The organism is Sphingobium sp. WR1 (assembly GCF_059693745.1).
Map to the genome: position 1 here is coordinate 18635 of NZ_JCATID010000013.1, position 12852 is coordinate 31486.

Here is a 12852-nt window from a genome sequence, read left to right on the forward strand (position 1 = left end):
CGGGGCGGCTCCTTTCGAAGGAGCCGCCAGAGGGAAGTTTTGACGAAGGATTTTTAGGGAATGGCGACCGTCGAAAAGATGCCGATGCTGCAGGCGGGCTATGACAAGCTCAATGCGCAGCTCCGCGAGCTGAAGGCTGAGCGCCCACTGATCGTGGACGCCATCGAGGAAGCGCGCGCGCATGGCGACCTTTCGGAAAATGCCGAATATCACGCCGCCAAGGAACGGCAGGGCCAGGTCGAAGCCACGATCAACGATCTGGAGGACAAGCTGTCCCGCGCCCAGATCATCGACCCGACCACCCTGTCGGGCAACAAGATTGTGTTCGGCGCGACCGTGACCCTGCTGGACGAGGACGACAAGCCGATCAAATATCAGATTGTGGGCCAGGCCGAGGCGGACGCCAAGATGGGCATGATCAGCTATAACAGCCCGCTGGGCCGTGCGCTGATCGGACGCGAGGTCGGCGACGAGGTCGAAGTGTCGGTCCCGTCGGGCGACAAATTCTACCTGGTCGACAAGATCCAGTTCATCTGAGCGCCGTGAGACTGCCCGCCGGTCGCGCCACCAACGGAATCGCGGCGATCAGTGTCGCCGCCTTCCTGCTCCTGTCTCTGACCGGCAAGGTGGACGACGCCGCGATCCTTGGCGGCTTCATCCCCGCGCGGATCGGCGAGCCGGCCCTGTTGCAGGGCATGGCGGCGGTGCCCATCTGGCTGACCCCGGTCAGCTGCACGCTGATCCATGCCGGATGGCTGCATATCGGTTTCAACATGCTGATGCTGATCTTCTGCGGGCGGCAGGTGGAGCATGTGCTGGGCTGGGGTGGCACGCTGTTTCTTTACGGCGTGGGCGGCTATGCCGCCTGTCTGGCGCAATGGGTGGTGGACCCCGCTTCGACCAATCCGATGGTGGGGGCGAGCGGGGCGATTTCCGCGATCCTCGCCACCTATTCGCTGCTCTACAGCCAGCAGCAGGTGCGCAAGGTAGGGCCGCTATCGGCCAATCTGGTGCGGGTGCTGTGGCTGGCCGCGGGCTGGATCGCGATCCAGCTGATGATCGGAGTGGCGACGGCGGGCGGTTTCGGCGATCTGGGTCAGATCGCGATCGCCGCGCATATCGGCGGCTTCCTGGCGGGGCTGGCGGTGACGCGCCCGTTGTTGCGCTGGCGCTTCCGCAAGAAGCCGCGGGCGGTGAATTAGGAAATTTGGACAATATCCCGTTCGTGTGGAGCGAAGTCGGGGCACGATAGCCCAGGCGCTTATCGACTTCGCTCGAAGCGAACGGGTTTGGGAATTCTGCTGTCAGGCGCTCGGCAGTTCCGGCTCCAGCAAACGGTGCAGGTGCACGATCACATAGCGCATTTCCGCATCGTCGACGGTGCGCTGCGCTGCGCCGCGCCAGGCCTTTTCGGCCGAGGCATAGTCGGGGAATACGCCGACCAGATCGACCTTGCTCAGATCCTGAAATTCCAGCGTCTGCGGGTTGGTGACGCGACCACCCATCACCAGATGCATCTTGCTCATGGTCTTATTGTTCTCCTTTGGCTGATTGCGAGCGCTCTAGCACTGGCGCCGCGATCAGCCAAGGAGAGGAGGAGCAGGTGTCGATTGCATATCGGGCAATCGCGATTAGCTTTTCGGCAATCGCGCCTTGATGGCGCTGCGGATCGCATCGACTCGGGCCGCGACCAGCGCGGCGACGTCGTCGGCGAGCCTGGATGCCTTGGCGGGGAGTTCGGAAGATGCGAGGCTGTCCTTCGCGCTGGCTGCCGCATCGCCGGCGGCGTGCAATGCGCTGGTCGCGCCCTGCTTCACCGTTTCGGCGCCGTCCGCGGCGACATCGCGCGCAGCGATGGCCGCATCGGCTGCCGCCGAGCGGGCAGCGACGGCCGCATCGGCTGCCGCCGCACGGGCGGCGCTGGCGGCTTCGAGGACCTTCGTTCCGGCGCTGGCGGCAAGGCCGGGCAGCGCCTTCATCGCGCGGCGGCTCTTGGGGAACATCCAGGCGATGACGGCGCCGGCGGCGACGGCGCCCGCCACGGCCATGACCGGATGGTCCTGCACGATCTGGTTGGCGCGGGCGGCGGCGCGCTGGGTCTTGTCGCGGGCGTCGGCATAGGCGTCGCTCGCCTTGTCCCGGCTGGTCTGGATGAGTTCGCCGGCGCCTTCGCGGGCCTTTTCGGTGGTGTCCTTGATCCGGTCTGTCGCCGTGACCGCGGCGTCGTTCGCCGCTTCGCGGACGCGGGTGAATTGAGCGCGGATATCAGCCATCATCAATCTCCGAAAGGTCGGTGTCCCTGTTCCTGAAACGAACGTATAACCGTCCGAAAAGTGCCGCCAGCGGGCGGCGTGCAAGGAAAAGTCCGAAGGCGGCCGCCGCTGCCCCGATCGCGACGGGGCGTTGCTGCACCTTGGCGGCGGCGTAGGCCGCGGCGTCGAGCGCGGTGGCCGTCACTTTATTTTTGGCGTCCTGCTTCAGCCGGGCAGGGGCGATCCGGGCCTTGGCTGCCTGCGCGCTGGCCGCCAGCCGGGCGCGCTGTTCGTCGGCGCGGGTGCAGGCGTCGCGATAGGCCGCTTCCTGATTCATGGGGCTATCGCCTTCTTCATGCGGGTGATGCAGCCCTTCGCGAGCAGCAGCAGGATCATAGCGATCAGCAGTCCGCCGCCCACCACCGCCAGCGTGGCGCCCAGCGTGCCCAGGCTGGTCTGCAAGGCAAGGATCAGGCCGACCAGCAGCGCGACGACGCTGGCGAAGGCCAGGATGAAGGCGACGACGCCGAAGATCGCGGCATTGCGCGCCGCGCCCGCGACGATCCCGGCGCGCAGCTTCTGTCTGTCGGCTTCGGCGGCGGCATAGGCGCGGGCATCGGCATAGAGACGCGCAAAGGCGTCGCGCACCGATTCGTCCTGCGCGGCCTCATCCGGCCCGTCGGCGTGCGGCGTCACCGCCGTTTCCGCTGGCTGTTCAATCAAAACGACTCTCCGCCCCGTCCGATCTTCAAGCCTTGTCGTCGGACCCCTTGGCGAGGCGCATGAGGACATAGCCGACCACGGCGGCGGCGCCGATGGCGACGGCCGGGCTCTTGCGCACGAAATCGCGCGCTTCGTCCATCAATTGGTCGACATCCTTGCTTTCCAGCCTGTCCGCGGCCCCGGCGACCTGTTCGGCGGCCTGGCGCGCATAGTCGCCATATTGCGGGCCGAGCTTGGCGTCGACGGTGCCGGCCGTGTCGGAAATCAGCTTGGCCAGGCTCTGCATAGCGGTGCCGGTCTTGTCCTTGGCGACGCCGGCGGCGGACTTGGCGGTCTTGCCCGCCTGCTCCTTGATCGGGTCGATATGCGCCTTCCAGTCGACCGCGTTGAGCTTGTCGGCGGCCGCCTTCGCCGCCTTTTCGGCCTGTTCCTTCAGGGGCGCGATCTGCGCGGTCCAGCCATGGGCTGCGGCGCCATTGCCGGTCTTCTTGGGGGCGGGCGCCTTGCGCGTCGCGGCCTTCTTGACCGGCGCCGCCTTCACCGGCGCTGCGGCGGCCGTCGTCGCCTTGACCGGCTTCGCCTTGACGGGCTTGGCCGCCGGCGTCTTCTTCACGCGCTTGACGGGCGGGGTTTCCGGTGTGTCGGCCATCGTCCTCAGTCTCCCTTTCATGTCCAGCATGGCGGCCGCGAGGGAATGCGGCGGGGTCATGCTCCTAATGCTTCGCGGCGGCCTACAGTTCCGTTGCCGTTACATTTTGAGCATCGGCATTTTTTCGCCTCGTGCAAGCCCCCGCATTGCCAAGGCGGGAGGCGCTGGCTAAGCGGGGCGCGAAATAGCCGCCCGGCCGCGATGAGGCCATATATCAGGGAGCGATCATGACCGCTATTCTCGACATCCACGCCCGCCAGATACTCGACAGCCGTGGCAACCCCACCGTCGAAGTCGACGTCATGCTGGAAGACGGCAGCTTCGGGCGCGCCGCCGTGCCCTCGGGCGCATCCACCGGCGCCTATGAGGCGGTCGAGAAGCGCGACGGCGACAAATCCAGATATCTGGGCAAGGGCGTGCTGGCCGCCGTCGCCGCCGTCAATGACGAGATCGCCGAGCAGATCATCGGCCTCGACGCCGAGGACCAGGCCGAGGTCGATGCCGCGATGATCGCGCTCGACGGCACGGAGAACAAGTCGCGTCTGGGCGCCAACGCGATCTTGGGCGTGTCGCTCGCCACTGCCAAGGCCGCCGCCGACGCGCGCGGCCTGCCGCTCTACCGCTATGTCGGCGGCGTGTCGGCTCATGTCCTGCCGGTGCCGATGATGAACATCATCAATGGCGGCGAACATGCCGACAATCCGATCGATTTCCAGGAATTCATGATCATGCCGGTCGGCGCGGAAAGCATAGCCGACGCCGTGCGGATCGGGTCGGAAATCTTCCACACGCTCAAGAAGGGCCTGCACGACAAGGGGCTGGCGACATCGGTCGGCGACGAGGGCGGCTTCGCCCCCAACATCGCCTCGACCCGCGACGCACTCGACTTCATTATGCTGTCGGTCGAGAAGGCGGGCTACAAGCCGGGCGACGACGTCGTGCTGGCGCTGGACTGCGCCGCGACCGAATTCTTCAAGAACGGCAAGTACGAGATTTCGGGCGAAGGCCTGTCCCTGTCGCCGGTCGAAATGGCCGACTATCTCGCCGCGCTGACCGCCGACTATCCGATCAAGTCGATCGAGGACGGCATGAGCGAGGATGATTTCGAAGGCTGGAAGGCGCTGACCGACAAGATCGGCGACAAGGTGCAGCTGGTGGGCGACGACCTGTTCGTCACCAACCCGGCCCGCCTTGCCATGGGCATCGGCAAGGGGCTGGCCAATTCGCTGCTGGTGAAGGTGAACCAGATCGGTACGCTGACCGAAACGCTGGCCGCCGTCGACTTGGCGCACCGCTCGCGCTACACCGCGGTCATGTCGCACCGTTCGGGCGAGACCGAAGACGCGACCATCGCCGACCTCGCCGTCGCCACCAATTGCGGCCAGATCAAGACCGGATCGCTCGCCCGTTCGGACCGGCTCGCCAAATATAACCAGCTGATCCGCATCGAGGAAGAATTGGGCGACATCGCCGTTTATGCCGGACGCTCGATCTTCCGCTCATAAGCGGTCTGTAAAGCAACAAAATATTCGGCCGGTCGCAAGTTGATGATTTTTCACTTGCGGCCGGCCATTTGCTGTGATTCTTCTGATCCATGGCGCATATCGCGAAACTTCGACTGTTGCTGGCGTCGGCCTTTGGCCCCGCGATCGCGCTGCTGCTCCTGCTCTCTTTCGCGGGCTATGTCGTGCTGGGATCAAACGGCGTGCTGGCCTGGGGCGACTATACCCGCCAGCTGCGCCAGGCGCAGGCCGAACTCAGGAAGACCCAGCAGGCGCGCGCGGAACTGCGCAACCGGGTCGAGGCGCTCGACCCGCGCCGGGTCGATCCCGACCTGGCGGACGAGCTGATCCGCCGCCAACTCGGCGTGATTCATCATGACGAAGTGATCGTCCCGCTCAATTGACGTTACGGCGGCGCGACATCCGCGAAAGGATTTTGCGCGCAAATCCGCCTTTTCGCAATTTTGCTGCGAGTGCGTTTTACCGCTCTGCGACCAGGCCGTTCAAACCCATCAATTTTGGGTGATGGCTATTGGTTCTGGCCGGATTCCGGGGGGTCCGCAGTTGCAATATATGCAACTCTGCCGCTATATCGGGCTTCCTTCCATCCTACCCCACGCAAAAGGATAACAGCCTTGGCGAAACCAACCACGCCGCGCGCTGCGAGCGCAAGGGCAAAGGCGGCTGCACCCGCCGTTGCCGGTGCGGACCATAACCGGCCTCGCCCGCAAACGCCCACCGATTACAAGGCCAGCAAGGAAGAGCTGCTGGAATTCTACCGGCAGATGGTCCTCATCCGCCGCTTCGAGGAAAAGGCCGGCCAGCTTTACGGCCTGGGTTTCATCGGCGGCTTCTGCCACCTCTATATCGGTCAGGAAGCCGTTGCCGTCGGCATCCAGTCGGCATTGAAGCCCGGCAAGGACAGCGTCATCACCGGCTATCGCGACCATGGTCACATGCTTGCCTATGGCATCGATCCTAAGCTCATCATGGCCGAACTGACCGGCCGCGAAGCGGGCATCTCGCGCGGCAAGGGCGGTTCGATGCATATGTTCAGCGTCGAGCATAAATTCTACGGCGGCCATGGTATCGTCGGCGCACAGGTGTCGCTGGGCGCGGGCCTGGGCTTCGCGCATAAATATAATGACGATGGCGGCGTCTGCGTCGCCTATTTCGGCGACGGCGCGGCCAACCAGGGCCAGGTCTATGAATCGTTCAACATGGCCGAACTGTGGAAGCTGCCGATCATCTTCGTGATCGAGAACAACCAATATGCCATGGGCACCAGCGTCAATCGCGCCTCGTCGGAAGACCAGCTCTATCGCCGTGGCGAGAGCTTCCGTATTCCGGGCCTTCAGGTCGATGGCATGGACGTGCTCGCGGTGCGCGGCGCGACCGAGGAAGCGCTCAAATGGGTGCAGGGGGGCAATGGCCCGATCCTGCTGGAAATGAAGACCTACCGTTATCGCGGTCACTCCATGTCCGACCCGGCCAAATATCGATCGCGCGAGGAAGTGCAGTCGATGCGCGACAAGTCCGATCCGATTGAGGGCGTGAAGAAATATCTGATCGACGCCAGCGTCAGCGAAGACGAGATCAAGGTGATCGACCAGGATATCCGCAAGATCGTCGCCGAAGCGGCCGATTTCGCCGAAACCTCGCCTGAACCGGATCTCGCTGAACTCTATACCGACGTGCTGGTGGAGCAATATTAATGGGTATCGCAATCAAGATGCCGGCGCTCTCGCCGACGATGGAAGAGGGCACGCTGGCCAAGTGGCTGGTGAAGGAAGGCGACGAGGTGAAGTCGGGCGATATCCTGGCGGAAATCGAAACCGACAAGGCGACGATGGAATTTGAAGCCGTCGATGAAGGCAAGATCGGCAAGATCGTCGTCGCCGAAGGCACCGAAGGGGTGAAGGTCGGCACGGTCATCGCCGAAATGGCGGGCGAGGGCGGCGAAGCCGCAGCCCCGGCTCCGGCTCCGGCGGTCGAAGCCGCGCCCGAAGCGCCCAGGAAGGCGGAAAGCGGCACGTCGAAGCTTGCCGCCGAGGTCAAGGCGACCGTTCAGGACCCGGCGATCCCGGAAGGCACCGAGTTCGTCAAGACGACCGTCCGCGAAGCGCTGCGCGACGCGATGGCGGAGGAAATGCGCCGCGACGCGCGCGTCTTCGTGATGGGCGAGGAAGTCGCCGAATATCAGGGCGCCTACAAGGTCACGCAGGGCCTGCTCGACGAGTTCGGCGCGCAGCGCGTCATCGACACGCCGATCACCGAATATGGCTTTGCCGGCATCGGCGCGGGCGCGGCCATGGGCGGCCTGCGTCCGGTCATCGAGTTCATGACGTTCAACTTCGCCATGCAGGCGATCGACCACATCATCAACTCGGCGGCCAAGACCAACTATATGTCCGGCGGCCAGATGCGCTGCCCGATTGTGTTCCGCGGCCCGAATGGCGCCGCCAGCAGAGTGGGCGCGCAGCACAGCCAGAATTATGGCCCCTGGTATGCCGCCGTTCCCGGCCTGATCGTCATCGCGCCCTATGACGCGGCCGACGCCAAGGGCCTGCTCAAGGCCGCGATCCGTTCGGAAGACCCGGTCGTGTTCCTCGAAAATGAACTGGTCTATGGCCGCAGCTTCGACGTGCCCAAGCTGGACGATCATGTCCTGCCGATCGGCAAGGCGCGTATCATGAAGCCTGGCAAGGACGTGACCCTGGTCAGCTATTCGATCGGCGTGGGTGTCGCCCTGGAAGCCGCCGAGACGCTGGTTGGGGAGGGCATCGATGCGGAGGTGATCGACCTGCGCACGCTGCGCCCGCTCGACACCGCGACCGTGCTGGAGAGCCTGAAGAAGACCAACCGCATCGTGGTGGTGGAGGAAGGCTGGCCGACCTGCTCGATCGCGTCGGAGATCGCGGCCGTGGTCATGGAGCAGGGCTTCGACGATCTCGACGCCCCGGTCCTGCGCGTCACCAATGAGGATGTGCCGCTGCCCTACGCCGCGAACCTGGAGAAAGCGGCGTTGATCGACGCCGCCCGCGTGGTCGAGGCGGCGAAGAAGGTGTGTTATAAGTAAGGTTGAGAGGGCGGCTCCGACGGGGCCGCCCTTTTCCGTTCAGCTGCAGGCGGCAGTGGCCGACGACGCCAGACCGCCGGCGTTCTTGATCGTCTGATCGGTCCGCTCGCGCACATTGAACGCGCTGGCATAACGGATGATCCTGTTGCCGAAGATCGAATTGGTGATCAGCGGCTGGTAACGATAGGCGACTTCCACGAACATGACGGCGGAGCTGCTGGCCGCCTTGACCTTGGTCGCGGCGGTTGAGCCCGGCCCCATGCCGTCCCTCATGCTGTTGTTGGTCTTGCCATCATTGGCGACCCCGTAGCTGGAGGTGAAGGCGCCATTGCCCCAGCAGCGCTGCCAACGGATAAATTGACCCTCGTTCGACCCGGTCAGTCCATTGGGTTCCAGATCGGACAGGAAGATACGGCCGTTCGCCTTGAGACGGAGCGAATTGGTGGTCAGATCGGCGCCTGTCATGATCTCGTTGACATCGGCTTCGTCGATGGAGGTGCGGACACGGGCGGCATTGTCCGCCACCAGCATCGCGACCTGGCTGACACGCAGATGCGCCAGCGCCAGATTGGCGCACTCCAGCCCCGCCATGCACAGTATCAGCAGGACCGGCAGCGAGGCGGCGAACTCGATCAGCGCCAGGCCGCGCTCGTCATGGCGCAAACGGCGCAGGAGGAAGCGCAAGGGGAGAAGGGGGCGTCTCATCATGAACAGCGGATCGTAGGCGTGGCCTGATTAGCCCAGGGCTGGTTGCGGACCATGGTGCTGACCGTCACGGACTGGGTGGCGCTCCATCCCAGCAGCTTGGCCATAGGGAACAGACGCGGCTGGGAAATGGTCACTTCATAATAGACGATGTCGTCCGCGCCGCCCAGGCCGGTGTTGCCGGTCGACGTGTCGAAGCTGCCATTGCCGTTGGCGTCCTCATAGCAGTCGCCGCTATTATAAGTGCCCAGTGGCTCCTTGTCGGTCGTGATCTTCTCCGGCTTTCCCACGCGCGAGAAATTATAATAGCTTTTCTTGACCACCGCCGGCGGGCTGCCATTCTTCGCGGTGATGGTCGACATCTGTTGCGTGATATAGGCGTCCAACTGCGTTGCATTGAGCGTCCCGACCGAGGCCGATCGCGCCGCCTTCTCCAGCACCCCGCGCGCGACCGCGCGCAGATAGGATTGATAGCCCAGATCGCCGATCGCCATGATGGTGAGGATCAGGGGGCCCGCAATCAGCCCGAATTCCATCAATGTCGCGCCACGGGCGTGGTCGCGCAGGCGGGTGAGGAAAGGGCGCGCCCGGTCGATCATTGCGACACCCTCAGGCCGCCGATATTCTTGGCGATATCCCGGAACTTCTGGCGCAGCGTTGAAGGTTTGTAGGCCATGAACCAGTGGTTGCCGCTGTTGGCGCAGCCGCGCAGTTCGGCATCGATCATGGACTCGTCCGACGTGCCCGTAGGTGGCTGATTCTTGAAGCCCACGACCCAGATGGTGATGCCCATGCCCTTGACGGCGTTGCACAGCATTTCGAGGCGTCGCTTGTGGATTGCTTTTAGGGTATCGTTATTGGTGCTGGTCGCCGCGACACGACCGTCCAGCTTCTGATAGCCATAGGCGCCATAGACTGCGTCATAGGCGGTCAGATCGCCGTCGGTCATGAAGACGATGTGGCGCGAGATATTGAAGCCGTTGGGCGCGCTGTTGTTCTCGCTGGCGAAGATGCCGGTCGGAGACAGGAAGCGCGCGCCCCAGATCATGCCGATGTCATGATAGGTGCCGCCGACTGCGATCAGGCCGTCGACATAGCTGTCGAAGCTGCTAGACATGCCAGTGGGCGTGGCGGAGCGGCTGGAGTAGCTGGCCAGTTTGCGCGCCCTGCTGGGGCACGCGTTCCAGCCGCCGGAGCCGGCGCGATAGGTGTCAGTTTCCGGGATCGGGGCTTTTGTGTTGTCCCGGTTGTCGTTCAACCAACGACCGTTCCGTTTGAATTCTACCTGAGGCAAGTGCGGCCGCCATCTGGTATCAATATCTGTCGGTGCCGTGTCGATCTGGAGATCGAAAGCAGTGTTGGGGATTGAGGAGGTCGATGTCGATGCAGTTATGCTGCCGTCTGTAGACCGTTCCTCGATGCAGCCCGACCAGGTCATGGTTGACGAAACCGATGTACCGTTCGCATCAGTGGTCGAACTGGCATTGTAGGTCGGATTGGACACCTCATTGCCCGCTATGACACCATCAAGATTGACTGGATACTGACCATATTCCCACTTATAGAAGGTGGTGTTGCTTCCGGCCGTATTCGTCGTTGCATATGTCTTGGTAACGATGCTTTCCTTGCGGACGCACTTCCGGTTGTTCCCACCGGACGGAGAATTGGTGGAGCCGTTGAAGCTGTCATAGCTATATGTGGTCGTAGTGGTGTTGGACGGTTCCGTGCCGGACTTGACGGGGTTGGTTCCGTAGTTGCCACTCCAACTCGTGCAGTTGGATGCTGACAAGGTCGAAGATGTCGACGCATTGTTGGCGTTTGTGGATGAGGTGTAGCAGGTGCTCAAACCATATCGGCGATAGCAAGTCGAAGGCGTTGAGGACGTCTCATAGTAATAGAGGGCCCGGCGTGTTTGGTAATTCCATGTGTCGCCTGTTGTCCCGCCTAGCATGTCTGTGGTCGGAAGTGAATAGCCGACATTGACTGCCGAACTATATGGAACGAAACCGTAACGGATGCGCCCGGTGGTATTGGAACCCGCGCCCAGCGTATCATAGAAATCCTTTACCGCCAGCTTGAGCGCAGCCAGGCGCGTCATCGTTGTGCCGTCGGTATCGGTCATGTTTTCGGCCATCGACCCGGTGGTGTCGAGCACCAGCATCACGTCGGTATTGCCGATGTCGAACCGCGCCTCGCATGTCACGGACAGGGGCAGCGTCTCATAGCGGAAAATCTTCATCACCGTGGTCGGCAACGTGGTCGACGCCGATACCTGCACGGTGGTGGTCTCGCCGGGCTTGCTGCGGATGACAGGCGTGAAGGCGGCCGCCTGGAACGTCCCCTGCGGAAAGTTGAAGTCGAAGAATTTGCGCGCCTCGGTGATGTCGGCGGTGGTCATGGATGACCCGGTCATCGCGCGGCGACCGGCAAGCGCGGTGGCGTCGCAGGCCTGCTGCATACGGGCGCGGGCCATATAGGCGCGGCCCATGTCCAGCCCACCGCCGATCAGTGCTGCAAGCGGAATGATCGCTGCCGCGACGATCACCATCGTGTTCCCTGCCTGATTTCTCAGCAGCCGCGCCAGAAAGCCCATTTGATGTCCGTTCGACTTGCCCATTTGTCCGCAATCACCCATGTCGCGCCCGTGACCCCCCTCATGGGCTGGGCAGCATCCGGGCCTATGCAGGCCCACCCGTTAGAATGTGTATGAGGAAGATGGTTAAAGGACCGATAACCTGCCCGGCTCCCGTCACGCCGGGGATCGCGCGATGAGCGGGGGGGAGGACGCCCTGCCGCCGCTCGCCGCCTTGCTTTCCGCCCATGCGGGCGCGCGGGCGGCGCGGCATCGGGCGATCTGGGCGTTCGACGGGCGGCTGGCGCATGTCGCCCGCACCACCAGCGAACGGGCGATCGGGCAGATGCGGCTCGCATGGTGGAACGACGTGATCGAGGATGCGGATGCGCGCAAGGGACGGGGCGAACCCGTCGTGGACGCGATGCGGGCGACCGGGGCGATATCCGCACCGGGTCTTGTGGCGATGATCGATGGCTGGGAAGTGCTGGTGGTCGAACCGGAGATCGATGACGACGGTTTGCGCGACTATGCCGCCGGGCGCGGTGGCGGCCTGTTCCGGGCGCTGGCCGACGCCGGGGACGCGCCGGAATGGCTGATGGCGGCGGGGCAGGTCTGGGCGCTCTGGGATCTGGCTGGGCACGTCGATGATCCGGCGCTGGCGCAGGCGGCGTTGCGGATGGCCCTCGATCTGCCGCCGCAGGTCGAGGGCGCGCGCTGGCCGCGCGCATGGAAGCCGCTGCGGATCGCCTTCACCCTGGCGCGGCAGGATGTGATGGCGGGGCGGGGCGCGCCGGCGGGGATGCCGCGCGGCCTTGCGCTGCGGCTGCTGCGGATCGCGCTTGTCGGGCGCTAGTTGATCGCGATAGTCTCCGCCCATCGAAACAGAGGGGGACAGGCATGGGGCGAGTGCTGGCGGGGGGCATGGCGGCGCTGCTGCTGGTCGCGGGCGGGCTTTTCTGGTGGCAGGGGCGGGCGGACACCGCGCCCGCGCCGCAACTGGCGGTCGCGCCGCCGCCGCCATCGCCGGTCGAGAGCCTCCCCGAAGGTGATCCCGATGCCGTGGGGGATGCCCCGCCCATGCCCGCCGAGGCCAGCCCGCAGAACCGCGAGCAGAAGCGCTTCGCCCGCTACGATCGGAACCGAGACGGCGTCATCACCCGCGTCGAGATGCTGGGCAGCCGCACCAGGGCGTTCAAGGCGCTGGACAGGGATGGCGACAACCTCCTGTCCTTCGAGGAATGGGCGGTGGCGACGGCCGATCGTTTCGGCGCGGCGGACGCCGATAAGGACGGCGAGCTGACCTCGGCGGAGTTCGCCGCGACCGCGCCGAAGCGGGCGGCGAAGCAGAAGTGCAGATGTTGACCCTC

The 12852-nt window shown here is 64.3% G+C and carries 16 protein-coding genes; 8 read left to right on the forward strand and 8 right to left on the reverse strand.

The window, feature by feature from the left end; translation table 11 throughout:
* Positions 1 to 60: 60 nt before the first annotated feature.
* Together greA and AC58EF_RS15665 are read left to right on the forward strand one after the other, a co-directional pair.
* A complete protein-coding gene (gene greA / locus AC58EF_RS15660; RefSeq protein WP_497277298.1) occupies positions 61 to 537 on the forward strand; it encodes a transcription elongation factor GreA in 477 nt (158 codons plus the stop codon).
* A 5-nt stretch (positions 538 to 542) separates the two neighbouring features.
* Positions 543 to 1202: a rhomboid family intramembrane serine protease gene (locus AC58EF_RS15665; protein WP_497277299.1), complete on the forward strand. Its 660-nt coding sequence runs from the start codon at positions 543 to 545 to the stop codon at positions 1200 to 1202.
* A gap of 102 nt (positions 1203 to 1304) precedes the next feature.
* Here AC58EF_RS15665 and AC58EF_RS15670 read toward each other — a convergent pair whose 3' ends face one another.
* The 5 genes from AC58EF_RS15670 to AC58EF_RS15690 form a co-directional block, all read right to left on the reverse strand.
* Positions 1305 to 1526: a DUF4170 domain-containing protein gene (locus AC58EF_RS15670; RefSeq protein ID WP_497277300.1), complete on the reverse strand. Its 222-nt coding sequence runs from the start codon at positions 1524 to 1526 to the stop codon at positions 1305 to 1307.
* Between the two features lie 105 nt (positions 1527 to 1631).
* Positions 1632 to 2273, reverse strand: coding sequence for a hypothetical protein (locus AC58EF_RS15675; RefSeq protein ID WP_497277301.1), 642 nt, complete (start codon positions 2271 to 2273; stop codon positions 1632 to 1634).
* Entirely contained in the window at positions 2266 to 2589 is a 324-nt protein-coding gene (locus tag AC58EF_RS15680; protein ID WP_497277302.1) for a hypothetical protein, read from the reverse strand. The genes AC58EF_RS15675 and AC58EF_RS15680 overlap by 8 nt, the downstream gene beginning before the upstream one ends.
* Positions 2586 to 2975: a hypothetical protein gene (locus AC58EF_RS15685; RefSeq protein ID WP_497277303.1), complete on the reverse strand. Its 390-nt coding sequence runs from the start codon at positions 2973 to 2975 to the stop codon at positions 2586 to 2588. Before AC58EF_RS15685 ends, AC58EF_RS15680 begins: the two co-directional genes overlap by 4 nt.
* Before the next feature lie 25 nt (positions 2976 to 3000).
* Entirely contained in the window at positions 3001 to 3624 is a 624-nt protein-coding gene (locus AC58EF_RS15690; protein WP_497277304.1) for a hypothetical protein, read from the reverse strand.
* A gap of 227 nt (positions 3625 to 3851) precedes the next feature.
* On the opposite strand from AC58EF_RS15690, the gene eno reads away from it, so the two are divergent.
* From eno to AC58EF_RS15710, 4 genes are all read left to right on the forward strand, one after another.
* Positions 3852 to 5129, forward strand: a complete 1278-nt coding sequence (gene eno / locus AC58EF_RS15695; protein ID WP_497277305.1) for a phosphopyruvate hydratase — start codon at positions 3852 to 3854, stop codon at positions 5127 to 5129.
* 89 nt (positions 5130 to 5218) lie between these two features.
* Positions 5219 to 5530, forward strand: a complete 312-nt coding sequence (locus AC58EF_RS15700) for an FtsB family cell division protein (RefSeq protein ID WP_497277306.1) — start codon at positions 5219 to 5221, stop codon at positions 5528 to 5530.
* A 231-nt stretch (positions 5531 to 5761) separates the two neighbouring features.
* Positions 5762 to 6841 (forward strand): pyruvate dehydrogenase (acetyl-transferring) E1 component subunit alpha, encoded by a 1080-nt coding sequence (pdhA, locus tag AC58EF_RS15705; RefSeq protein ID WP_497277307.1) that lies wholly within the window; start codon positions 5762 to 5764, stop codon positions 6839 to 6841.
* Positions 6841 to 8205, forward strand: coding sequence for a pyruvate dehydrogenase complex E1 component subunit beta (locus tag AC58EF_RS15710; protein ID WP_497277308.1), 1365 nt, complete (start codon positions 6841 to 6843; stop codon positions 8203 to 8205). Before pdhA ends, AC58EF_RS15710 begins: the two co-directional genes overlap by 1 nt.
* Positions 8206 to 8244: 39 nt before the next feature.
* On the opposite strand, the gene AC58EF_RS15715 is transcribed toward AC58EF_RS15710, so the two are convergent.
* From AC58EF_RS15715 to AC58EF_RS15725, 3 genes are read right to left on the reverse strand one after another with little or no spacing between them, the layout of a single operon-like run.
* A complete protein-coding gene (locus AC58EF_RS15715; RefSeq protein ID WP_497277427.1) occupies positions 8245 to 8910 on the reverse strand; it encodes a TadE/TadG family type IV pilus assembly protein in 666 nt (221 codons plus the stop codon).
* Positions 8910 to 9509, reverse strand: coding sequence for a TadE/TadG family type IV pilus assembly protein (locus AC58EF_RS15720; protein WP_497277309.1), 600 nt, complete (start codon positions 9507 to 9509; stop codon positions 8910 to 8912). The genes AC58EF_RS15715 and AC58EF_RS15720 overlap by 1 nt, the downstream gene beginning before the upstream one ends.
* Positions 9506 to 11527, reverse strand: a complete 2022-nt coding sequence (locus tag AC58EF_RS15725) for a pilus assembly protein TadG-related protein (protein ID WP_497277310.1) — start codon at positions 11525 to 11527, stop codon at positions 9506 to 9508. Before AC58EF_RS15725 ends, AC58EF_RS15720 begins: the two co-directional genes overlap by 4 nt.
* A 151-nt stretch (positions 11528 to 11678) precedes the next feature.
* Between AC58EF_RS15725 and AC58EF_RS15730 the strand changes: the two genes are divergently transcribed.
* Complete coding sequence (locus AC58EF_RS15730) at positions 11679 to 12338, forward strand: hypothetical protein (protein WP_497277311.1); 660 nt, start codon at positions 11679 to 11681, stop codon at positions 12336 to 12338.
* A gap of 44 nt (positions 12339 to 12382) precedes the next feature.
* On the forward strand, positions 12383 to 12847 hold the full coding sequence (locus AC58EF_RS15735) for an EF-hand domain-containing protein (protein WP_497277312.1): 465 nt from the start codon (positions 12383 to 12385) through the stop codon (positions 12845 to 12847).
* Positions 12848 to 12852: the final 5 nt, after the last annotated feature.

What these genes read in the sequence shown, in the direction of transcription:
- greA (WP_497277298.1), top strand. Translation starts at nt 61, where the DNA reads ATGGCGACCGTCGAAAAGATGCCGATGCTGCAGGCGGGCTATGACAAG.
- AC58EF_RS15670 (WP_497277300.1), bottom strand. Translation starts at nt 1,526, where the DNA reads ATGAGCAAGATGCATCTGGTGATGGGTGGTCGCGTCACCAACCCGCAG.
- AC58EF_RS15675 (WP_497277301.1), bottom strand. Translation starts at nt 2,273, where the DNA reads ATGGCTGATATCCGCGCTCAATTCACCCGCGTCCGCGAAGCGGCGAAC.
- AC58EF_RS15680 (WP_497277302.1), bottom strand. Translation starts at nt 2,589, where the DNA reads ATGAATCAGGAAGCGGCCTATCGCGACGCCTGCACCCGCGCCGACGAA.
- AC58EF_RS15690 (WP_497277304.1), bottom strand. Translation starts at nt 3,624, where the DNA reads ATGGCCGACACACCGGAAACCCCGCCCGTCAAGCGCGTGAAGAAGACG.
- eno (WP_497277305.1), top strand. Translation starts at nt 3,852, where the DNA reads ATGACCGCTATTCTCGACATCCACGCCCGCCAGATACTCGACAGCCGT.
- AC58EF_RS15700 (WP_497277306.1), top strand. Translation starts at nt 5,219, where the DNA reads ATGGCGCATATCGCGAAACTTCGACTGTTGCTGGCGTCGGCCTTTGGC.
- AC58EF_RS15710 (WP_497277308.1), top strand. Translation starts at nt 6,841, where the DNA reads ATGGGTATCGCAATCAAGATGCCGGCGCTCTCGCCGACGATGGAAGAG.
- AC58EF_RS15715 (WP_497277427.1), bottom strand. Translation starts at nt 8,910, where the DNA reads ATGAGACGCCCCCTTCTCCCCTTGCGCTTCCTCCTGCGCCGTTTGCGC.
- AC58EF_RS15720 (WP_497277309.1), bottom strand. Translation starts at nt 9,509, where the DNA reads ATGATCGACCGGGCGCGCCCTTTCCTCACCCGCCTGCGCGACCACGCC.
- AC58EF_RS15725 (WP_497277310.1), bottom strand. Translation starts at nt 11,527, where the DNA reads ATGGGCAAGTCGAACGGACATCAAATGGGCTTTCTGGCGCGGCTGCTG.
- AC58EF_RS15730 (WP_497277311.1), top strand. Translation starts at nt 11,679, where the DNA reads ATGAGCGGGGGGGAGGACGCCCTGCCGCCGCTCGCCGCCTTGCTTTCC.
- AC58EF_RS15735 (WP_497277312.1), top strand. Translation starts at nt 12,383, where the DNA reads ATGGGGCGAGTGCTGGCGGGGGGCATGGCGGCGCTGCTGCTGGTCGCG.